The sequence below is a fragment of the Flavobacterium sp. genome (assembly GCF_039595935.1).
Taxonomy (GTDB): domain Bacteria; phylum Bacteroidota; class Bacteroidia; order Flavobacteriales; family Flavobacteriaceae; genus Flavobacterium.
Map to the genome: position 1 here is coordinate 2,483,293 of NZ_JBCNKR010000006.1, position 21,512 is coordinate 2,504,804.

Genomic DNA, 21,512 nt, shown 5'->3' on the forward strand with positions numbered 1-21,512 from the left:
ATCGTTTGTTTATGCTGAGTTTTACGATGAAATTCTTATTCTTTACACTTATTTACGTATTTGATATGTTAATTTTTATGGATTATTTGAAAGATTTAAAAATTCTGATTTCGTAATATTTTTAGAAAAATGAATTGAAAACCGGATGTTTAGGAATTAAATCTTGTTTATTCTGAATTCAAAATAATATCAACATGCCTACTTCAATACCAAAATTATAACTTTTATGATTTCCAAATGCAACACTTGGGTGAATATATGCCAGATCATTCGGGGTTATTTTTCGTCCAAATTCAACAAAAGCATTATTTGGAAAACCTTTGTTTGTGGCATTATAACGAAAAGCAGCATCGGCAGCAACCCAGTTTTTTCCAAAAAGAAACATAAAGTAATTTTCAAATGAAGTAGTGTTGACTTTGCTTCTGTTGCTTGATCCGGTAAAACTGCTTTGATTTTCTAATGAACTTATCCATAAAAGTTTATTCATTATCAAATATTTTCCGTAGAAGACAGCAGGGGCAAAGACCCATTTTCCAGTTCCCAAAGCCGGATCAACAGCTGAATTAGAAATAATTCTGGTTCTAAAAGCAACGCCTCCATTTTGATGGTTTAAATATGGAATATAGCTTACGCCAACACCAATATCACCAATACCGGTTTTATTAATAGAAGATGTATTTGTTGATACTAAAGGAAGATCAACTCGCAAATTCCACGCTTTGTTTGCAATAGGATGTAGAAAACGAATCTCAGTAGTATTAAATGAGCCGGAATCAGTATCTAAATATTCATTAAAAAGTAGAATCGTTTTTAGATAATAATGATATCGGGCTTCTTCATAAACACTCTTTGCTGTCTCATTTGTATTTTGAGATTCCTGTGCTTTTGAAGCAAGTGTAATAAAAAATAAAATGCAGAAGTAAAGTAAAGTTTTTTTCATAACTATCTACAAATGTGTAGACTAATTTACGAAAATTACTTTAACTTATTGATTTTTAGGCTTTTTTATTTATTCCAGATCTTCCAGGCTTTTTCTGCCTGAAAAATAAGCATGTCGTATCCGTTTTTAATAACTGCACCTTTTTCTTTTGCATTTTTTAAAAACTGTGTTTCTGCCGGATTGTAAATTAAATCGTAAGCGATATGTTTTTCTGTAAAAAACTCATACGGAAGATCAGGACATGCTTCGATATTCGGACTCGTTCCAACCGGAGTACAATTGATAATAATTTGAAAATTATCAAAAGTGGTAGCATTAATTAAATTGTAATCAATGATATTTTCTTTTGCCTCTCTTGAAACAAAAGTATACGGAATATCAAGCTCATCTAAAGCAAATGCAACTCCTTTGGAAGCCCCGCCCGTGCCCAGAATAAGGGCTTTTTTATGGTGAGGCTCTAATAATGGTTTTAATGATTTTTTAAAGCCGTAATAATCGGTGTTGTATCCTTTTAATTTTCCGTTTTTGGTAAATTTAATAGTGTTTACAGCACCAATTAAAGCTGCTTTTTTTGATAATTTATCTAAATAAGGAATTACCTGTTCTTTGTATGGAATCGTAACATTAAGTCCTTTCAGGTCAGGATTGTTTTTTAACAGTCCTGTAAAATGGCTTATTTCAGAAATATCAAAATTTTCGTAGCTGTTGCCTGTGAAAACTTCATTGTTGAATTTTTCTGTAAAATAACCTTTAGAAAATGAATAACTTATATTACGACCCAATAGACCAAATCTTCTTTTTAGAGTATCAATCATTATTATTTACGGTATTTTTCGATATAATTTCTAACTGTTTTTTTAGTCCATACCACAGGAAACAAATCTTCGATCAAGATATAATTATCGAAGTTTAAGCGCAAACCATTACTTAAATGGAATTTTGCTTTTGTATTGTCCTGAATCATAAAGTATAAACCAGCCAAACGATATTCGATTTCGTTTTCTTCCGGGAAATATTCAGTTGCCTGAAGTAAAGTCTGGATAGCACTTTCGAATTCTCCTAAAAACTGAAGTATATCAACCCAATATAACCACGTATCAAGCGCATAATCGCCAAACTCTACAGCTTTTCTGTAACCAAATTCAGCCTCTTCAAAAAAGTTCATTTGTTTATTAATCGTCGCATAACGTTTCCAGTATAAACGATTTTGGTTGTCAATAGCTAATGCTTTATTGACAAAAAATAAGGCTTTCTGAAAGTTTTTCTGGCGGACATGAAAATCTGTAATCGCAATCCAGCCTTTATCTAAAAGCGGATCTTCATGTACAGTCTGATTATAATATTGAAGTGCTTTTATAGAATTTCCAAGCTTTTCATAGCATTTACCAATACGCAGTAATGCATACGAAGTAGCGTCGTCTAATTCGATTGTACGATTGTAGCTTTCGATTGCTTCATTGTATTTTTTAAGACGTTCGTATGCTTTTGCTTTTTCCATAAATGCACCTAAAAACTCATCGTCAATAAGGGTTGCATAATCAAAAGCACGAATCGCATCTTCATATTCTTTTACACCATAATGCAATCTTCCAAGCTGATGCCAGGCGATTTCGCTGTATGGGTTTTTATTGATGTATTCGTTTAGATATACAATAGCTTCCTGATTTTGATCTAAAAATTCAAAACAGTAAACCACGTTGTATAAAGCAGACTGATCTTCTAAATCTTCTTCAAGACACTTAATGAAGCTTTCTTTTGCCAGTTCAAGATTATCCATAAAAAGATATTCCATTCCAATCAAGTTGTACACGTCGGCATAGTCATCAGTATATTGCAAAGCAATTTTAAGTAATTCTACCGCTTTTTCGTGTTGATCTCTTTTAGAGCAGATATTGGCTTTCTGGATATAAATTTCCTCGTTGTTCGGTTCAATTGCATACAACTCGTTTAAAAGCTTCTCAGCTATTTCAAGTTTGTCTTCGTAAACCAGCATTTCTACTTGTACTAATTTTAAGCCTGTAGATTTTGGATGTTGGTCTAATGCAAGTTTTAAGGCCTTTTTTGCTAAATTAGCCTTACCTATATCTAAATAATGAAGAATAATTTCTTCAAATTCTTCAGAATCAAAAAAGAGTACTTTGTTAGTTTTTAACATCGACTCAAATTTTGATAAGGATAGGTTATAATCTTCTTCTTCGTTGCTTAATTGCATACTCTGTATTATTTGAAATTAGCCTGATATAAATTTAGGCAACCATATTATTGATGTGGGGAAGGCAAATTAATTGTTTTGAACAATTTAATTAACAATAATAACAGAATTTTGATTCTGCTTTTAAGTTTAATCTTTTGATTTTTAAAAGATTAAATGAGTTAAAATTAAGCTTTTTTTCTTTTCAGTATTTCATCCATAACTTCCAAAATTATGGCACAGCCTTCCTTTATTTCTTCTTCAGAAATGGTTAATGGCGGCGTTATCCGGATGGCGCATCCTTCAAACAAAAGCCAGAACAATATTAAACCTTTATCCTGACAATTTAAAATCACCTCATTGGTAATATCTGCCGATTCGGTCATTGCTGCCAGCATTAAACCTTTTCCTCTAACTTCTTTTATCAAAGGATGTACCAAAAGTGATCTAAAGAGTTTTTCCTTTTCTAAGGCTTCCTGCATTAAGTTTGTTTCAGTTAATTCCTGCAAAGTAGCTAAACAGGCTGACGCAATGACAGGATGTCCTCCAAAAGTGGTTATATGTCCCAGTTTTGGATTTTCGGTCAAAAGATCCATTTTTTCTGCAGAAGCTGTAAAAGCGCCAACTGGCATTCCGCCTCCCATACCTTTTCCCATAACTACAATATCCGGAACGACATCATAGTTTTGAAAACCAAAAAGCTTTCCTGTTCTTCCAAAACCTGGCTGAATCTCATCCACAATCATCAATGCTCCAACCTCATCACAGCGCTTGCGGACTTTTTGCAGAAAATTGTTTTCCGGCTGAATAAATCCGGCACCGCCCTGAATAGTTTCTAAAAGAATAGCTGCAGTTCTGGTTGTTATTTTTTGTAAATCTTCTTCGTTGTTAAAGGTAATAAAATCTACGTCAGGAAGGAGTGGTCTAAATGCTTGTTTTCGTTCTTCAAATCCCATAACACTCATAGATCCCATTGTGTTTCCGTGATAGGCGTTATGACATGAAATTAGCTGACTGCGTCCTGTTGTACGTTTAGCTAATTTTAAAGCTCCTTCAATAGCTTCTGTTCCTGAATTTACTAAATACGTTTTGTTTAGAGATTCTGGCAGGAAAGAAGCCATTAATTTGCAGTATTGTACAGCCGGACTTTGCGAATATTCTCCATAAACCATTACGTGCGAATATTTGTCTAACTGATCTTTTATTGCCTGATTTACTCTAGGATGCTGATGCCCAAGCGTACAAGCCGAAACTCCGGCAACAAAATCTAAATATTTTTTATCGTTTGTATCGTAAATATAAGAGCCAATGGCGTGCGAAACTTCCATTCCTAAAGGATAAGGAGAAGTTTGTGCCTGATATTTTATAAAATCTGGGTTCATTTCTTTTTAAAGGTTCAAAGTGACAAAGGTACTAATGTTCTGAGGTTTTTGCTCCTGGCTCTGAAAACTGTGCTTAAAAAGCGCGACTAATTTTAACGCAAAGATCGCAAAGATTTACGCAAAGTTTGTAAGGTTAAAATTAAGGTTGCATTGTTAATGCAAAGATTTCAAAGCTCAAACTGAAAATTAAAATGTGTTTTTAAGTTTCTGGTTTCTGAAAACTGCGACTGAAAACTATTTCTTAGTTTTTGCAGCCGAAGTATCTGCTTTCACAGCTGGTTTTTTCTTGTCGTAATTCAAAGTCTCTTTCCTGACTTTTAGCGGAACATTTTTATCTTTTTCTTCCTGTTCTTTTCCTTCTTTGATTAATTTGTCATTCATTTCATTTTCTTCGGCAGAAAAAATATCATCTTTTGATTTTATTCTTTCATCGCCGCGCCAGACGAAACCACGCAGTTTTCGGGCATTTTCCGGCAAATCTTCTTCGGGGAAAATATCTCCGTCGACACGATTAAAAAATGTAATAGTTTCTACTGCATTATTCTCAAGAATAAGGTTGATTTTACTGCTTACATTTTTATTAATTCCGATTAATTCGTTGGCATCATTCCGCATAAAATAGACAACTTCGGTATTTTTGATGACATCTACATCATGAAGTTTTCCGTCTTTAAATTTACCAAATAAATTGAGTCCCTTGACCTGATTATATCCGGTTCCGAGAGTGTCTTTGGATATTAAAAAAGTATTATTAATAACTTTTAGCGAATCTAATTTTCGGGTTTTATTATCTCCAATTAAGTGCATTACCTCACCGGTAATCTGACTGTCTCCGTTCCACAAAATAGGATTTCCAATTAGTTTTGTAAGAGCCGTTTTTGAATTTGAATGAATAGAATCACATTTTCCGCTCATATCCGTTTTATAAAAACGAACATTTTTAAAAGCTCTTAAAATACGTTCGCCTTCTTTTCCGGTAACCATTAATTTCTGCCCGTGAATGTAAACCGAATCGTTTTCAACTAAGTTAATAGCAACTGCACGTTTCGTTACAAACATTGAATCTTTAAGTTTGTAAATTTCGGCATAATGACCTTTTACAAGCCCTTTATTAATAGAATCGGTGATTTTTACATTTCGTGTTGCCGAAGCAAATTCGGTGTTTCTGTTATAAAACAAACTATCACCTTCAATGAGTCGGTCGTCGTATTTTATATACGATTTCCGTAAAAAGTGAGCGAGGTTTTTCTTGGTATCATAAAAACCTCTTTCGGTATAAATATAATTGGCTTTACTTGTAATTGTCGACGGACCAAGTAAATAAGTATGCCCTGAATTACTATAATAATCTAAATGATTTGATTTAATAACGTATTTTGGATTCGTAATCGTAACCTCTGTCAAAAACTGAAACTTTTTCTCAGTAACAAAATATTTACCGGATTTACTTACCAAAGTGTTGTCTTTGTTAATGATAGTTCCTTTAGTATTGTAAAAAACCTCCTGAGTATTTCGGTCAAAGTTAATAGTGTCCGTCTGCAAAGTTGCATCTGGTGAAGTCATAACAGCATTTCCGGTTGCAAAAGCTTTTTTCATATTCCCGTTGTATTCAGCATATTTACTGTTTAGGAACAACGTATCACCTTGTACTAATTGCACGTTTCCAAAAGCTTTTAAGTAGTTCTCTTTTTGAAAATAATACGCTTTATTGCACGTAAGAACTACTCCGTCGTGATTTACTTTTACATTTCCTGTAAGCAAAACAGCGTCTGGTGCAGTTTCCTGATCAACATCAAGGTAGTCAGAATGTTCTATGTTGATTTTTTTTGGTGCCTGTGCATTTTTTTTAGGTGCTTGCGCAGAAATGATTTGAACACTTAATAAAAGCAGACAAGATATAAAAAAGAGTAATTTCTTCAAGTGATTAAATTTTTGTCAAATTTATAAAAAAGGATAGAACCTTAGATTGTTATTAGCATTAATTTATGTGTTTATTTTTTAAGGAGCAAAGGTTCAGAGGAGCAGAGGTTCAAAGTTTTTTTAGATTATTTTAAAAGCTTTGCACCTTTGTCACTATGCCACTTTGTACCTCATCAATTTATCAACAAAACCCGGAACTCTTTCGTTGTAGTTAACGATTTCGCTGTTGCAAAAAGACAAATTAAAGCCCGTTGCTTTTGGGTTTTAAAAAATAGATTAAATTTAGGAATTGGATTTGGTTTTTTAACTCCAATAAATAGATAAGATTTAGATTCAAAAATATGATAAAAAGTAAATTTATTGCTGTGGGATTAGCCGGAGCAATGTTGTTTTCTGGCTGTAAAACAAAAGATTTAAAAATGAGTGAAGTAAAAGAAGAAAATTCGAAAGATCATAAAATTGTTGTTTATCAGGTTTTTACCAGATTGTTTGGAAATAAAAACAAAACCAACAAACCTTGGGGAACAATTGAAGAAAACGGAGTAGGGAAGTTTAATGATTTTACAGATAAAGCACTTCATGAAATAAAAGATTTGGGAGTAAACTATATTTGGTACACTGGTGTGCCTCATCATGCATTGGTACGCGATTATACAGCTTACGGAATCTCAAATGATGATCCTGAAGTTGTAAAAGGCCGAGCTGGATCTCCATACGCGGTAAAAGATTATTATAATGTAAATCCGGATCTGGCTGTAAATCCGGCAAACCGATTACAGGAATTTGAAGATTTGATTGTCCGCACTCATATAGCAGGTTTAAAGTTGATTATTGATATTGTGCCTAATCATATTGCCCGCAAATACGAAGGAAAAAACAATCCTGAAGGCGTAAGAGATTTTGGTGCCGATGATGATGTAACGGTTGAATACAAACGCGATAATAATTTCTATTATATCCCGCAGCAGCATTTTGAAATTCCAGATGGAGATGTTCCGTTAAATGGAGAAAAAAATCCGCTTATTGATGGAAAATTTGATGAAAACCCAGCAAAATGGACAGGAAATGGATCTCGTAAAGTAAAACCGGATCAAAATGATTGGTACGAAACTGTAAAAGTAAACTATGGTGTTCGTCCCGATAGTTCAAAAGATTTTCCTGAACTTCCTGCTGGATTTGACCAAAAGTCATATAAAGAACATTTTGATTTTTGGCAGGATAAAGATGTTCCTGATTCCTGGAAAAAGTTTAAATCTATTGCGCTTTACTGGACTGCAAAAGGGGTTGATGGTTTCCGTTACGATATGGCCGAAATGGTTCCGTACGAATTTTGGAGTTATATGAATTCGGCAATAAAAATGAAAAATCCAGATGCCTTTTTATTGGCAGAAGTTTATAATCCTAATGAATATCGAAACTATATCCGTTTAGGAAAAATGGATTATTTGTATGATAAAGTTGAAACGTATGATAAACTGAAAGATATTATTCGAGGAAAATCTTCTCCAGACGGATTATCTGATATTCAAAAAGGAATGGCTGATATTGAACATCATATGCTTCATTTTTTAGATAATCATGATGAACAACGTTTAGCTTCACCGGAATTTGCAGGAACGCCGGAAAGAGGAAAACCTTTAATGGTCGTTTCAACAACTTTGAGTACAGCGCCAACTATGGTTTATTTTGGACAGGAAGTAGGAGAGGCCGGAAATGAAAATGCAGGTTTTGGAACTCATTCAAGAACTTCTATTTTCGATTATATTGGTGTTCCAAATCATCAAAAATGGATGAACGAAGGCAAATTTGACGGCGGACAATTATCAGATTCAGAAAAAGCTTTGCGTGATTTTTACAAACGATTATTAAACTTCTCGATAAAAAGCCCTGCCTTAATGGGGAGTTTTCAGGAGATTCAGTCTGTAAATCGTCAAAATAATACAGGTTATGATGAATTAATCTATTCGTACGTTCGTTGGTCAGAAAAACAAAAGTTGATTATTGTGGCTAATTTTTCATCTGAAAAAACAAGTGATTTTGAATTAAAAGTTCCTGCTGATGTTATTTCAAAATGGAATTTAAAAGACGGAAATTATGTGCTTTTAGATCAATTATACTTAGAAAACAAAACCTATTTTACGGTAAAAAATGGAGAAGGAACTGCGAGAGTAAAAATTAAACCTTCTGAGTCGTTTATTTATGAAGTGAAATAAATAAATCTTAAAAACAACAAAAAAGCTGATACAATTTGTATCAGCTTTTTTGTTTATACCTTCTTGACTTTTTTGAGAGCCTCGACGTAATATTCATTTACTTTTTCCCAGTTTACATGTTGATAAAAAGCGTCAATATAACTTCCTTTTCTGTTTTGATAATCCAGATAATAAGCATGTTCCCATAAATCAATACCTAAAATTGGAGTTCCGGGAATCAAAGCATTTTTCATTAACGGATTATCCTGATCTTCAGTTGTTGTAATTTGAAGTTTTCCGTATCGGTCAACAACCAGCCAAACCCAGCCAGAACCAAATTGCTTTTCAGCCTGACCTTTAAACTGATTAGTAAGATTGTTAAATGATCCAAATTCTTTATTAATAGAGCCCGCAAGTGTATCTTTTGGAGTCTGTTCCTTTGGAGTTAAAACATTAAAATAAAGCGTATGATTGTAATATCCGCCGGCATTCTGACGAAGCTTAGCATTATTTAAATCCATCTTTTTCAGAATATCCTCAATCGGCATATTTTCAAATTCAGTAGAAACAATCTCTTTATTAAAATTATTTGTATACGATAAATAATGTTTAGAATAATGCGTTTCTAAAGTTAAAGAACGTAGAGCCGGACTTAATCCGTCGTATGCAAAAGGCAGTTTAGTAAGTTCAAACGAACCCGGGTCTGCTTTTACATCATTTGGAGATCCTATTGTTATTTTTTCTTCTTTGGTAGGCAGCGGAACTTCTACTACTTCAGTAAGCTTATTGTTATCATTACAAGAAAATAAGAGTAAAAATGAAGCTAAAATGCTAAAGCGAACAATGTTATTCTTCATAATAAAATTTATTTTGATGTTAGCGAATTAATGATTTCAATATAATTCTCTTTGGCTTCATCAGTTGATAAATGGCTAATCTGCATCCAGGCATTTGTTTTAAAAGCATTACGCAAATCAAAATTCTCAGACTGATTATATACAGCAGTGCCAAAAGTGGCCTGTTTATAAAATGCATAAAGTCTTAGCTGCACATCTTGCGGCAGTGAGGCCTGAGTCATTTTCATTGCAGTTTCCACAGCCTCGTTGAAGCGTGTATCTAAATCTTTTTCTGCCATTTACGCTTTTGTAGCAATAATAGTTTTTCCTCCAATTGCTTTTTGGTTTAACTCTACATTAATAGGTGTACCTAAAGGTAAAAATAAATCTACTCTCGATCCAAATTTAATAAAACCGGCATCAGTTCCCTGAACAACCTGCATTCCTTCCTGAGCATAATTTACAATTCTTCTTGCCAAAGCACCAGCGATTTGTCTGTAAAGAATTGCTCCAAAAGTATCATTTTCGATTACTACTGTAGTTCTTTCGTTTTCCTCACTCGCTTTTGGGTGCCATGCAACCAAAAATTTTCCAGGATGATATTTACTGAATTTTATAATTCCGTCCATCGCATAACGCGTAACGTGAACATTGATTGGCGACATAAAAATAGAAACCTGTAAACGTTTGTCTTTAAAATATTCACCTTCGTAAACTTCTTCAATTACTACCACTTTTCCATCAACCGGAGCAAGAATGTGATTGATGTCTCTGACAGCAATTCTTTTTGGGTTTCTGAAAAATTGTAAAATTATAATCAAAATTACTACGCCGAAAATCTGCACCAGTATTCTTAGCCAAGAAATATCAATGAATTTATCAGCAATTAAAAGTACTGCTACCGCAAAAACGGTACCTAATAAAATAGACGGGCCTCCTTCTTTATGAAACATAATATAAAATTTGATAAAATAAAAATATAATTGGTGCTACAAATATAACACTATCTAGTCGATCTAAGATACCTCCGTGTCCCGGCATAATCGAACCGCTGTCTTTAACACCTGCAATTCTTTTAAATTTTGATTCGATTAAATCACCGATTGTTCCAAAAATGCTTACGATTAAAGCAATAATAGTCCATATAAGAATAGATTTATTGCTAAAAGCCGGATTTGGCTGTATGTACAATTTTGAAATTAAAAAACCTGCAAAAGCTGCGAAAACCATTCCGCCTAAAAAGCCTTCAATGGTTTTTTTAGGAGAAACACGTTCAAATAATTTATGTTTTCCCATTGATTTCCCTACCAAATAAGCAAAAGTGTCATTTGTCCAGATTAATACAAATAAGCCTATTATGATCTTTGGATTATAATCATTTGTTCCAAAGGAAATCTTTACGATAAAAATAAAAGGCAATGTAATGTATCCTAACAGATATAAATATTTTGAGGATGTGCTTATTTTTTGAACAGTGTCATAAAACAAAAAGATGATACACTTAATCGATACAACAAGAGTTATGGCCAAAAGCACAAGATCTAATTGTTTTATATTGGTTTCTAAACTTACATTTAAATTTAAAGTATTATTTAAATAAGCCGTAGTTTCTATATTGTAATGACTAATAAGTATTGTTACTGTATAAAGTAAAGTTCCAAATAAAATCGAGAATGTTTTATTTAGGTTAACAATATTAGAAAATTCATAAATGGTAATAATTAAAAAAATACCAAAAAGAATGATAAAGCTTTCAGTAGAAAACAGGATTGAAGTAAGGAGCAGAGCAATATAAACAGCACCAGAAATGGTTCTTTTAAGCGTTTCGTTCATCTTAAAGATCTTCTAGCAGCAATAAGTACAGGTTCTTTGCAACACTTCCGTATTGAGTAAAATCTTCTTCTTTTGCTTTTTCGAAATATTTTATTGTGGTAATATTAGTCGGATAATCTCTTTCGTATTTGCGTTTTATGGCACTTAAACCATCGCTTTTCATTGGGAGAATTTGACTTGTTGTGGCAAGAATTACAATATTTGCCGGTAAATCGTTTGGTTTGTTTTGTCTAATTTGTTTTGATGAAAACAAAATAGAACCTTCTTCTGCAATTAAGTTTTCGCAGCTTGCTAATAAAAATTTTGGATTAGAAGGAGCAATATAAAATAGTTTGTTTTCTTCTAATAAATGAAAAAGAGCAGGTTCATAACATAAAACTTCCTTTTCAAACCAATCGTTTTCTTCTAAAATATTTTCAAATTGTTCAGCAACTTCAGCTTTGTTTTCGCAATACAAAAACTTACCGCCATTTTTCTTAAAATTAAAAATGAATTGCTCATCTAATGATAAATGACTGTTTGCGGGTGCTGTTCCTGCGTATTCACTTTCGTGTTCTTCGTCAGAAGAGGACTCACCGGAACCAAATATTTTTTTGAAAAAATTCATTTTTTATATGAAATACTTTACATGTTAATTGAAAACGTTCAAAGATAAAAAAATCTTAATTCAAAAGGGTATTTTGAATTAAGATTTTAAAAAATATTACATATTTATTGAATGCTTTTACGAAACCACTTCTTCTAAATTTTTATCAAAAGTACGTTTTCCGAAAATAGCTTCTAAGTCATCTTTAAAGATTACTTCTTTTTCAATCAGTATATCAGCAAGCTGATTTAGCTTGTCTTTGTTTTCTTCAAGAATTTGAATTGCTCTTTGGTATTGACCTTCAATTAATTCTGAAATTTCAGCGTCAATAATTTTTGCAGTTTCATCAGAATATGGTTTTGAGAAATTGTATTCGCTTTGTCCTGATGAATCATAATAAGTAACGTTTCCAATTTTATCATTTAATCCATAAATCGTAACCATAGCACGAGCCTGACGAGTTACTTTTTCTAAATCGCTTAATGCACCAGTCGAAATTCTGTCAAAAGTTACTTTTTCAGCCGCTCTTCCTCCCATAGTAGCACACATTTCGTCTAACATTTGATCTGTTCTTACGATTTGTCTTTCTTCTGGTAAGTACCATGCAGCTCCTAAACTTTGTCCGCGAGGAACAATTGTTACTTTAATAAGCGGCGCAGCATGTTCAAGCATCCAGCTTACAGTAGCGTGACCCGCTTCGTGAATTGCAATAGCTCTTTTCTCTTCTGGAGTTATAATTTTGTTTTTCTTTTCAAGACCACCAATAATTCTGTCAACTGCGTCAAGGAAATCTTGTCTGTCAACAGCAGCTTTGTTATTACGAGCAGCAATAAGAGCAGCCTCATTACAAACATTTGCAATATCAGCACCAGAGAATCCCGGAGTTTGTTTTGCTAAGAAATCTAAATCAAGACCTTCAACTTTTTTAATAGGAGCTAAGTGTACTTTGAAGATTTCGGCTCTTTCGCGAATGTCTGGTAAGTCAACAAAAATTTGTCTGTCAAAACGTCCGGCACGCATTAAAGCTTTGTCAAGAACGTCAGCTCTGTTAGTTGCAGCTAAAACAATTACGTTAGAGTTTGTACCAAAACCGTCCATTTCAGTCAATAACTGGTTTAAAGTATTTTCTCTTTCGTCGTTTCCGCCAGACATATTGCTTTTTCCTCTTGCTCTACCAACAGCGTCGATCTCGTCGATGAAAATAATTGCAGGAGATTTTTCTTTAGCTTGTTTGAATAAGTCACGTACACGTGATGCTCCAACTCCCACGAACATCTCTACGAAATCAGAACCTGAAAGAGAGAAGAATGGCACTTGTGCTTCACCGGCAACAGCTTTTGCTAATAATGTTTTACCAGTTCCCGGAGGTCCTACAAGTAAAGCTCCTTTTGGAATTTTACCTCCAAGATTAGTGTATTTTTCAGGGTTTTTAAGGAATTCTACAATTTCCTGAATTTCTTCTTTTGCACCTTCTAAACCTGCTACATCTTTAAATGTAGTTTTGATATCTGTTTTTTCATCAAAAAGTTTCGCTTTTGATTTTCCAATATTGAAAATTTGTCCGCCTCCGCCACCAGCGCCGCCTGACATTTTACGCATAATGAAAATCCATACACCAATAATGATGATAATAGGAAGTAAGCTGATTAGGATGTCGCTCCAATTGTTTTTTTGGATGAAATTGAAGTCTTTCAGTTTGCCTTCGCTTACTGCTTTTTCAAGTTTAGTTTGAAAAATCTGGTCGTTACCAATTTCTAAAGTATAATGTGGTCCTTTGTTAGGGTTTTTAAAAATATCTTTAGAAACTTTTTCGTTAGCCGGATCTTTTAATGCTGCAGTAGTTAAGTATACTTCAGCTTCGGCTTTATTATAAACGATAACTTTTTCAATTTGTCCTTTTTCTAATAATGTGTTGAATTTAGAAGAAGTTAATTGAGCAGGTTCGCTTAAGTTTGATCCACCGGTTGCAAAACTTATAAATAAAAAAACCAAAAGTATTGCGGTATAGATTAACCAGGGACTTATTTTAAATTTACTCGGATTTGGATTATTATCTTTAGCCATTTAGAAAAATTTTTCTTTAGTATTTGTTTTCGATTGTAGTTATTTTGGCGTCACCCCAAAGGCTCTCGATATTGTAATATTCGCGAATGTGTTTTTGGAAAACATGTACCACAATATGCACATAATCCATAAGAACCCATTCTGCATTATCGGTTCCTTCTACGTGCCAAGGTTTGTCTTTTAAGTCTTTAGATACTGTTTTTTGAATTGAGTTTACGATGGCGTTAACTTGGGTATTAGAACTTCCGTTGCAGATAACAAAATAGTCACAAACTGCTGTATCTATATCTCTTAAGTCAAGAATATCGATATCATTTCCTTTTACTTCTTCAATCCCTTTGATTATGTTCGCCAGTAGAACATCATTATTAATAGTCTTTTTCGCCATGAATTATTTTATATGAATTTGTAAAGTTACCAAATTTTGTGATTATTTTTGAACCTTAACAAAATATTAAATTAAGATATTTAAATTATTTAATGAAACTAATCAAACTCGATGCCATAGATTCTACAAATGATTTCCTTAAATCATTATCTGGTCAGGATGAACAGGAGAATTTTACGGTGGTAACGGCTGAAAATCAGACAAAAGGCAAAGGGCAAATGGGAGCGAAGTGGCAGTCTGAGAAAGGTAAAAACTTAATTATGAGTGTTTTGGTAAAGGATTTTCTGTTTGATAACGAACAGGTTTTTAACCTCAGCATTGTAGTTTCTTTGTCGGTTTTAGAAGTTTTAAAAACTTTAAATATCCCTGATTTATGCATAAAATGGCCAAACGACATAATGTCATACAATAAGAAAATTGGTGGCATACTCATCGAAAACACACTAAAAAGCGATGGCAGAATCGTGTCAGTCGTTGGAATTGGTTTAAATGTTAACCAAACTAATTTTGAAGAACTGCCACGCGGGTCTTCTCTGGCGGTTATTGCCGGAAAATCTTTTGATAAGGAAGCTTTAGTAATTTCTATTACTGAAAAAATGAAAGAAAAAATCGAATTATGGAAATCATCTTCTGCCATTTTTTGGAAAGATTACTTTAATTCATTGTTTCGAAAAGGTATTCCTACGCCATTTAAAAACCTTGATGATAAAAACTTTATGGGAATCATTCAGGGCGTTTCGTCAGTTGGAAAACTTCAGGTTTTATTAGAAGATGACTCGGTTTCAGAATTTGAGATAAAAGAGATTCAGATGCTTTACTAAGCTGCTAAGATTCTGAGATGCTGAGACTCTAAGTTGTTTTTGTTTTCTGAAAAATAATGCGCTTAATCTGCCAGATCTGCGTGAGAAAAAAATCAATAAAGTGCGTTTAATCTGCAGCAAAAAAAAGCCCGATCGTTAAATCAGGCTTTCATTTATAATTCACAATTAATAATTTACCATTATTAAAGCTTGTGCATATTGTTTGCTAAAGTTTCAATAAACTTACTGATCGGACCTTTAACCATCATTGCCATCATGGCATTGAATTCGCCTTCGAAGAATAATTGAACTGCACTTTCTGAATCTGAAATGCTGTCTATGTTTGAAGTTAAAGTAAACGGAAGTTTATCACTTGCAGCGCCTAAAACAATTTTGTTTGGAGCCACTTTATCTTTCATTTTTAATTTGATTTCCGGCATACCTTTCAATCCAAAAATAAAAGCATCTTCACCAGTTACTTCAAATTTAGCAATGTTATCCGGCATTAGTTTTTCAAAATTCTTAACATCAGTCAGTTGATCGAATAAATCCTGAGCTGATTTCTGAACAGTAACTTTTGGACTTTCTAAGTTCATATATTATTTTGTTTTTATTTTTTTTATTTAACGCAAAGTGCGCAAGGTTTTCTTTCTAAGCTTTGTGTATAATTGTGCAAAGTTCGCAAAGCTGGATTTTAAATAAATTCCAATAATTAAATTCCAAATTCCAAAAAGAGCGAAGCGATTTTTAGAAAATCTAAAATCTAAAATCTAAAATCTACTCCTGCCCCCAGGTTGATGGGCTAACGCTCCATTCTTGCAGGGTTGATTGCTGGTCTTCTGTAATGTATTGTTTTTGAACAGCTAAATCTAATAGGTTTTCGTAGTTACTCAAAGTAAACAAATCAACATTTGCTTCTTTAAAGTTTTCTATGGCAACGCTAAAACCATAAGTAAACACAGCAGCCATTCCTTTAATATTAGCACCTTCATTTCTTAAAGCTTCAACAGCCATCAAGCTGCTTTTTCCGGTACTGATTAAATCTTCAACAACCACAACATTTTGTCCTTTTTGTAAAAAACCTTCAACCTGGTTTTGTCTTCCGTGCTTTTTAGGTTCCGGACGCACGTATACAAACGGAAGTCCAAGACTTTCGGCAACAAGAATTCCAACTCCAATGGCTCCAGTAGCAACACCAGCAATAACATCAGGTTTTCCAAATTGTTTTTCAATGTTTTTCGCAAATTCATCGCGAACGTAGTTTCGGATGCTTGGAAATGAAAGAATTAACCTATTATCGCAATAAATAGGAGATTTCCATCCAGAAGCCCATGTAAAAGGATTTTCTGGATTCAATTTAATTGCATTTATTTGCAAAAGCAATTCGGCTGTTTTTTCGGCAGTATCTTTATTAAAAATCATAGTACAAATGTATAAAGTTTTTGTAAACGACAAACCACTTTTTTTGACAAATGAAATCTCGAGAGAAACAGATTTTCAATTGTTCTTGTTGGAAAGTATTGATATCGAACAGCTTATTATAAAAATTTTTCAAAATAAAATTCAAAAAGCCATTTTATATCATCCTGACGAAAGTGAGATAATGAAAACACTTAAAGCTAAAATTCCCGTAAATAAAGCGGGCGGAGGCTTTGTGTATAATAAGAAAGGTGAGGTTCTGTTTATTTTTAGAAACGGAAAATGGGATTTGCCAAAAGGCGGAATCGAGAAGGGAGAAGACATTGAAGCAACAGCAATGCGCGAGGTTGAAGAAGAAACTGGCGTAAACAAACTACGCGTTATAAACAAACTTCAAAAGACCTATCATATCTTTAAACGTAACGGAAAATACAAACTTAAAATCACGCATTGGTTCGAAATGCAGTCTGATTTTGAAGGAACTCCGCACGGTCAAATCGAAGAAGGAATTGAAAAAGTGGCCTGGCTGAACAAAGAACAAATTAAAGAAGCGCTTAAAAACTCTTATGAGAATATTAAGTTGCTGTTTCAGGAAGAGAAAAACCCAGTATTTAAGATTACAAATTCTAAGAATTAACAAGTTTTGGAATTCTAATCTATATCTTTTATATAATTGTAAAAAATAAAATCTTTACGAAAGTTTATTAAAAAAAGAAAGTTTAATATCTATATCAAACATAAAAAATAAATAGTTTTTTTATTTTTTAAAATTTGAAAAGCCTAATAAAATTGTTTTATTAGGCTTTTTTTTGAGAGTTTAATTTTATCTTTTTATTGTAGCGGGCGAACATTAATTAAGATGTTTTAAAGATTTTATTGTTAATTGATAATCTCTGAAGGCTTTACCAAACTCTTCAGTAAGTTCATAATTACTAAATTCGTATTCCTCATTTAATCCGGTATTTGTTCTTAGCTTAATTTCTCCATAACGAACCACAGGAATTTGATAGTTACCTTTAAATCTTTTATCAGGAGTACCCTTTTTATTTACTTTTGCCCATGTACGATCAATTACTTTGGAATCTTTAGGAATAAAGCCTGTCTCTGTAAACCGTACATAGCTTTGATTAAAAATTATTTCATCAATTCCAATTAATGCAAAATCTTTGTTGTTTGAATACATAATTATAAAACTTGGATAAAAATATAAATCTGCACCATTTGCATTCTGAAAATATAAAGCATTAAAATCAGATTTTATGTCTGGAAGTGATCTTAATGAAAACCTTACCTCTCTTTTTTTTACTAAAGTACTCGCAGAAGATCTTGCAGCAACTCTATCTTGATAATATGCACTTGTAACATCCCAAATTTTCTGTGAAGTTATAAGTTTTTTAAATGCTTCTACAAGGATTTTGTATTGTTCCATGATTTCTTGATCAAATTCTATATCAAGCTTAACAAAACTATTCTCTATTTGTTCTTTTGTTTGTTTTATAGCTTCTTTTTTTGTTGTAATGTCTATTCTTATTCTTTCAGGAATATCTTTTTTGACTAAGCCATAAACTAAAAAATAGCTCAAGCCAAGTTTTAATTTTGAAGAACTTAATGATGTTTGAATTTTTGAGAGATCTTTGTTTAGGTCTTTTTTTTGTTGATTAGCCATAACAATAGCTTCCTTGATTCCTTGCATATTCTGACTTGTGATTTCTTGAATATCAGAACTAAAAATGTTGTCAGAAAGTTCAATAGTTTCATACATTTCCGGCTTTAAATTATTTTCTGAACCAGATATTTTATGACGGCTATTAATCCCTAAAACAGGAATACTTGTGTTTAAATAATTTCCTGATTTTCCAAATGTTATACTAGCTCCTTTAACTCCTATGGAAGTACTGATACCATTTTTACTTAAATTTAAATGAACTCCAGGTATAACTTTAATGCGTTTACGAAAACTCCAAGCCATATTTTTTATTTTTAAATTAATGAATATTCAAAAATAAAAACATGTAAAGTTTGAAAATTACGGAAAACCATAATTGATTAATGCTTAAATTTTAAGAATCAATTCCTAAGATTTGTAAAGCATCAAAACAGCATAATATTATACTTCGGAGTATAAATTAAATAATATATAAAAAAGATCAGAGAAGGAATGTTTACGTAGTGCTAGAAACTTACTCAGTTAGATAATTAAACCCAGCGTTAACAATTTCCATTGAATCAATAACCTCATGATCTAACAGAATACGGGAATACTCTGGCTTTATACTCGCAATTTCAACTTTGTAGTATTTATTAATATACATTTTTCCGGAGTTATCAATATGTTTTCCAGACTCATATTTTACTCCATTAAAATAAAAATAAAATCTAGCATCTGTAAAACTTCTTCTATAACTGATATCAAAAACCTTTGCCACTGTAATAAATTTGTTATTATCAATTAAAGCTTTTTTTTGATCCTGATATTTATTTCCGAAAAAAATGAGTGAACCCATTGATATAAAAAGGAAAGCTAAACATATAATATCTTTTTTAGGCATTTCATTTAATCTTTTATTAGTTGTATTTAATTGTTAGCTCTCAAATGCTTAATATAATTATCAAGTAAGCCCTGAATTTGCTGACTTGCAACTGGATTAGCAGAATGTACATTAAATTTTAAATTTCTTAAATCTAATCCAGATTCATAAACCAGCCATTTAGCACAAGCATAACCGTCTTCCGCAATCTGATCATTTTCATCAAGACCTAAATCATTATCAAAACTAATTAATTCAGGCAATCCTTTTTCAATAATTACTTTTTTAAAATCGTCGAAATTTCTAACTACAACAAAATCATCATTAGTTAGTTTTTTGTAAACCATATTTACATCACGAATATCGTCAAGAAAGAGTTTGTATTTCATAATTTTTAATGTAAAAAATCTTTGAGATTCAACTTTGTCAAAGTTTTAAACTTTGACAAAGTTCTATGCGTAAAGCTTTACGATCTTAACTTTTTAAAAATCCTCAAAAGAAAAAAATCTTAGCGCACTTTGCGTTAAAAAAACTACACAATAAAAAAACTAAAGCACTCGATAAACAGGATACTGCATATGTGCCTTTTCATAATAAACAGAATGCTTATAAAGCCAATCCAATTGGGCTTCTGGATTTTTAGCAAAAGCAGGATCGTTTTGTTTTTTAGTTTCTAATTCAGTTTTTAGAGAAGGATTTTCTTTTAAAAGTTGTGCCGCTGTATCTTCAAAAATATATTCAGAATAATGTTCTTTTTGCTGTAAAATAGGATCAAAGAAATTCCAATTAAAGAACGAATCAACACCTTCTGGTTCAAAAGCTTCTACAAGATATTTTACGCCTTTTTGGCTGGTTGGCACGATGTAATCTCCTTTGGCGAAAGCCATTTTAACTATTTTAGAAGTCACCGTTGTATTTCTATGCAAATAATGTCCTTCGTAAGCAGAAGGAACCGTTTTAAAATCGGCAATTCGATAACTTTCAACTTCTATAATCGTATCGTTTTGAATTTGTTTAAACGAGATATTATTGTTTTTCAAAAGTTCAATTATATTCCAGTAACCACGTGGAATGATATAAGCAGAAGGAATAACAACTTCTTTTTGTGATTTGAATTCTTTAATATAGGGAACATCTTTTTTATACGGTTTGCTTCGGTCGTAATATAAACGGTTTCCAGTTGTGGCTTCGCTTTTTTTGTAACCCGCTTCATATCCTAAAAATGAAAAAGTTGTGGCTTTTGTGCTGTCTAATTCCCATTTTAAAGTATAAGATTTTTTAGGCTGATATTGTTCAAGATTTTTTACTCTTAAATCTTTTATTTTTTGGTAATTCGCATCGGTAAAATCCAAAGTCGATTTCATGTATTCGTAGGTCATTTTTACACGTTCGGCATATTTTTTCAGCATGTGCGTTTCAACCACAAAACCAATTGTATTAAATAGGGAAGTGTAACCCGTTGTATATCGCGGACTATCGACAAACTGTCCAAAACCTTTGTCTGGAGTATCTTTAAAAGAATCGACATAAGGCGTCGTTTCGATTTTCTTTTTCTGAAGATCTTTTACCAAAGCCGGCATCATTTCATCATTCATAAAATCACCCAAAACTTTTCCCAGTTTATTGTGTTCTGTCATGATATATGTCAGTTTGTATTGATAATCAGAGCCGTTACTTACGTGATTGTCAATAAAAACATCAGCGTTTATTTTTTGGAAAATCTCTACAAAACTCTTTGTATTTCGAGTATCTGATTTCATTAAATCACGATTCAAATCGTAGTTTCTCGCATTTCCTCTAAAACCGTAAATTTCAGGTCCATCTTGATTGGCGCGTGTTGTCGAATTTCGGTTTAAAGCACCGCCGATATTATAAACCGGAATGATAACCAAAACGGTATTTTTTGGCGCTTTTATTTTTCCAATTGCTAAATCTCTGTAAAACTGCATTGTGGCGTCGATTCCGTCTGGTTCTCCGGCATGGATTCCGTTATTGACAAAAAGAACCGCTTTTGTTTTTTGTATTTTATCAAAATCAAATTCCTTATCAGGATTGAAAGTAATCATGTGTAAAGGTTCACCCGAATCTGTTAATCCCATTTCTTTCATCTGAATGGTTGGAAAATCATTCGCCAGCATTTTAAAATAAGCAATAGTTTCTTGATAAGAAGCCGATTGATTGCCGTTTCCTTTCTCAAAAAAGGTATCGTATTTTTTATTGTTTTGAGCAGCGATTGTTATTGTGAAAAGTGAAAAGAGAATGGTAAAAAGTTTCATGGTTTGGTTTAATTAATGCGAATCAAATATAAGTTTTTTTTGTTTCAAGTTTCAGGTTTCGAGTTTGATGTACTTTGTGTTTTTTAACGCAAAGTGCGCAAAGATCTTTTTTATATTCAAGGTTTTAAAAAACAAAAAGTTCGCAAAGCTTTGTGGA

21 protein-coding genes are annotated in these 21,512 nt (G+C 32.6%); 3 read left to right on the forward strand and 18 right to left on the reverse strand.

What is annotated here, in order from left to right; translation table 11 throughout:
• Positions 1-178: 178 nt before the first annotated feature.
• From ABDW27_RS20475 to ABDW27_RS20495, 5 genes are all read right to left on the reverse strand, one after another.
• Complete coding sequence (locus ABDW27_RS20475) at positions 179-940, reverse strand: lipid A phosphoethanolamine transferase (protein WP_343697587.1); 762 nt, start codon at positions 938-940, stop codon at positions 179-181.
• Between the two features lie 65 nt (positions 941-1,005).
• Positions 1,006-1,755 (reverse strand): shikimate dehydrogenase, encoded by a 750-nt coding sequence (locus tag ABDW27_RS20480; RefSeq protein ID WP_343697588.1) that lies wholly within the window; start codon positions 1,753-1,755, stop codon positions 1,006-1,008.
• 2 nt (positions 1,756-1,757) lie between these two features.
• Entirely contained in the window at positions 1,758-3,152 is a 1,395-nt protein-coding gene (locus ABDW27_RS20485; protein ID WP_343697589.1) for a tetratricopeptide repeat protein, read from the reverse strand.
• Positions 3,153-3,319: 167 nt separating this feature from the next.
• Positions 3,320-4,513, reverse strand: coding sequence for an aspartate aminotransferase family protein (locus tag ABDW27_RS20490; protein ID WP_343697590.1), 1,194 nt, complete (start codon positions 4,511-4,513; stop codon positions 3,320-3,322).
• A gap of 234 nt (positions 4,514-4,747) precedes the next feature.
• Positions 4,748-6,433, reverse strand: a complete 1,686-nt coding sequence (locus tag ABDW27_RS20495) for an OstA-like protein (RefSeq protein ID WP_343697591.1) — start codon at positions 6,431-6,433, stop codon at positions 4,748-4,750.
• A gap of 341 nt (positions 6,434-6,774) precedes the next feature.
• Here ABDW27_RS20495 and ABDW27_RS20500 point away from each other — a divergent pair, with 341 nt between their 5' ends.
• A complete protein-coding gene (locus ABDW27_RS20500) occupies positions 6,775-8,646 on the forward strand; it encodes an alpha-amylase family glycosyl hydrolase (protein WP_343697592.1) in 1,872 nt (623 codons plus the stop codon).
• A 53-nt stretch (positions 8,647-8,699) separates the two neighbouring features.
• Here the strand turns inward: ABDW27_RS20500 and ABDW27_RS20505 are convergent, their stop codons facing one another.
• The 7 genes from ABDW27_RS20505 to rsfS all read right to left on the reverse strand — a co-directional run bounded on the left by ABDW27_RS20505 (position 8,700) and on the right by rsfS (position 14,332).
• Complete coding sequence (locus ABDW27_RS20505) at positions 8,700-9,482, reverse strand: superoxide dismutase (protein WP_343697593.1); 783 nt, start codon at positions 9,480-9,482, stop codon at positions 8,700-8,702.
• An 8-nt stretch (positions 9,483-9,490) separates the two neighbouring features.
• Positions 9,491-9,760 (reverse strand): acyl-CoA-binding protein, encoded by a 270-nt coding sequence (locus tag ABDW27_RS20510; RefSeq protein WP_343697594.1) that lies wholly within the window; start codon positions 9,758-9,760, stop codon positions 9,491-9,493.
• Positions 9,761-10,414 carry a phosphatidylserine decarboxylase family protein gene (locus ABDW27_RS20515; protein ID WP_343697595.1) on the reverse strand — a complete coding sequence of 218 codons (654 nt, stop codon included), beginning with the start codon at positions 10,412-10,414 and terminating at the stop codon, positions 9,761-9,763.
• Positions 10,404-11,294 carry a phosphatidate cytidylyltransferase gene (locus ABDW27_RS20520; RefSeq protein WP_343697596.1) on the reverse strand — a complete coding sequence of 297 codons (891 nt, stop codon included), beginning with the start codon at positions 11,292-11,294 and terminating at the stop codon, positions 10,404-10,406. The genes ABDW27_RS20515 and ABDW27_RS20520 overlap by 11 nt, the downstream gene beginning before the upstream one ends.
• A 1-nt stretch (position 11,295) precedes the next feature.
• Positions 11,296-11,901, reverse strand: coding sequence for a lactate utilization protein B/C (locus ABDW27_RS20525; protein WP_343697597.1), 606 nt, complete (start codon positions 11,899-11,901; stop codon positions 11,296-11,298).
• A gap of 117 nt (positions 11,902-12,018) precedes the next feature.
• Positions 12,019-13,944 carry an ATP-dependent zinc metalloprotease FtsH gene (gene ftsH, locus ABDW27_RS20530; protein WP_343697598.1) on the reverse strand — a complete coding sequence of 642 codons (1,926 nt, stop codon included), beginning with the start codon at positions 13,942-13,944 and terminating at the stop codon, positions 12,019-12,021.
• Between the two features lie 16 nt (positions 13,945-13,960).
• Complete coding sequence (gene rsfS / locus ABDW27_RS20535) at positions 13,961-14,332, reverse strand: ribosome silencing factor (RefSeq protein ID WP_012024667.1); 372 nt, start codon at positions 14,330-14,332, stop codon at positions 13,961-13,963.
• 92 nt (positions 14,333-14,424) lie between these two features.
• Between rsfS and ABDW27_RS20540 the strand changes: the two genes are divergently transcribed.
• On the forward strand, positions 14,425-15,153 hold the full coding sequence (locus ABDW27_RS20540; protein WP_343697599.1) for a biotin--[acetyl-CoA-carboxylase] ligase: 729 nt from the start codon (positions 14,425-14,427) through the stop codon (positions 15,151-15,153).
• Between the two features lie 182 nt (positions 15,154-15,335).
• Here ABDW27_RS20540 and ABDW27_RS20545 read toward each other — a convergent pair whose 3' ends face one another.
• Positions 15,336-15,728, reverse strand: a complete 393-nt coding sequence (locus ABDW27_RS20545; RefSeq protein WP_343697600.1) for an SRPBCC family protein — start codon at positions 15,726-15,728, stop codon at positions 15,336-15,338.
• 181 nt (positions 15,729-15,909) lie between these two features.
• Entirely contained in the window at positions 15,910-16,554 is a 645-nt protein-coding gene (gene pyrE, locus ABDW27_RS20550) for an orotate phosphoribosyltransferase (protein WP_343697601.1), read from the reverse strand.
• Positions 16,555-16,561: 7 nt separating this feature from the next.
• Between pyrE and ABDW27_RS20555 the strand changes: the two genes are divergently transcribed.
• Positions 16,562-17,188 carry an NUDIX domain-containing protein gene (locus ABDW27_RS20555; protein ID WP_343697602.1) on the forward strand — a complete coding sequence of 209 codons (627 nt, stop codon included), beginning with the start codon at positions 16,562-16,564 and terminating at the stop codon, positions 17,186-17,188.
• Positions 17,189-17,401: 213 nt separating this feature from the next.
• Here the strand turns inward: ABDW27_RS20555 and ABDW27_RS20560 are convergent, their stop codons facing one another.
• From ABDW27_RS20560 to ABDW27_RS20575, 4 genes are all read right to left on the reverse strand, one after another.
• Positions 17,402-18,520 carry a DUF4236 domain-containing protein gene (locus ABDW27_RS20560; protein ID WP_343697603.1) on the reverse strand — a complete coding sequence of 373 codons (1,119 nt, stop codon included), beginning with the start codon at positions 18,518-18,520 and terminating at the stop codon, positions 17,402-17,404.
• 211 nt (positions 18,521-18,731) lie between these two features.
• Positions 18,732-19,100, reverse strand: a complete 369-nt coding sequence (locus ABDW27_RS20565; protein WP_343697604.1) for a hypothetical protein — start codon at positions 19,098-19,100, stop codon at positions 18,732-18,734.
• 26 nt (positions 19,101-19,126) lie between these two features.
• On the reverse strand, positions 19,127-19,468 hold the full coding sequence (locus tag ABDW27_RS20570; protein ID WP_343697605.1) for a cyclic-phosphate processing receiver domain-containing protein: 342 nt from the start codon (positions 19,466-19,468) through the stop codon (positions 19,127-19,129).
• Between the two features lie 159 nt (positions 19,469-19,627).
• Positions 19,628-21,355, reverse strand: a complete 1,728-nt coding sequence (locus ABDW27_RS20575) for a M14 family metallopeptidase (RefSeq protein WP_343697606.1) — start codon at positions 21,353-21,355, stop codon at positions 19,628-19,630.
• Positions 21,356-21,512: the final 157 nt, after the last annotated feature.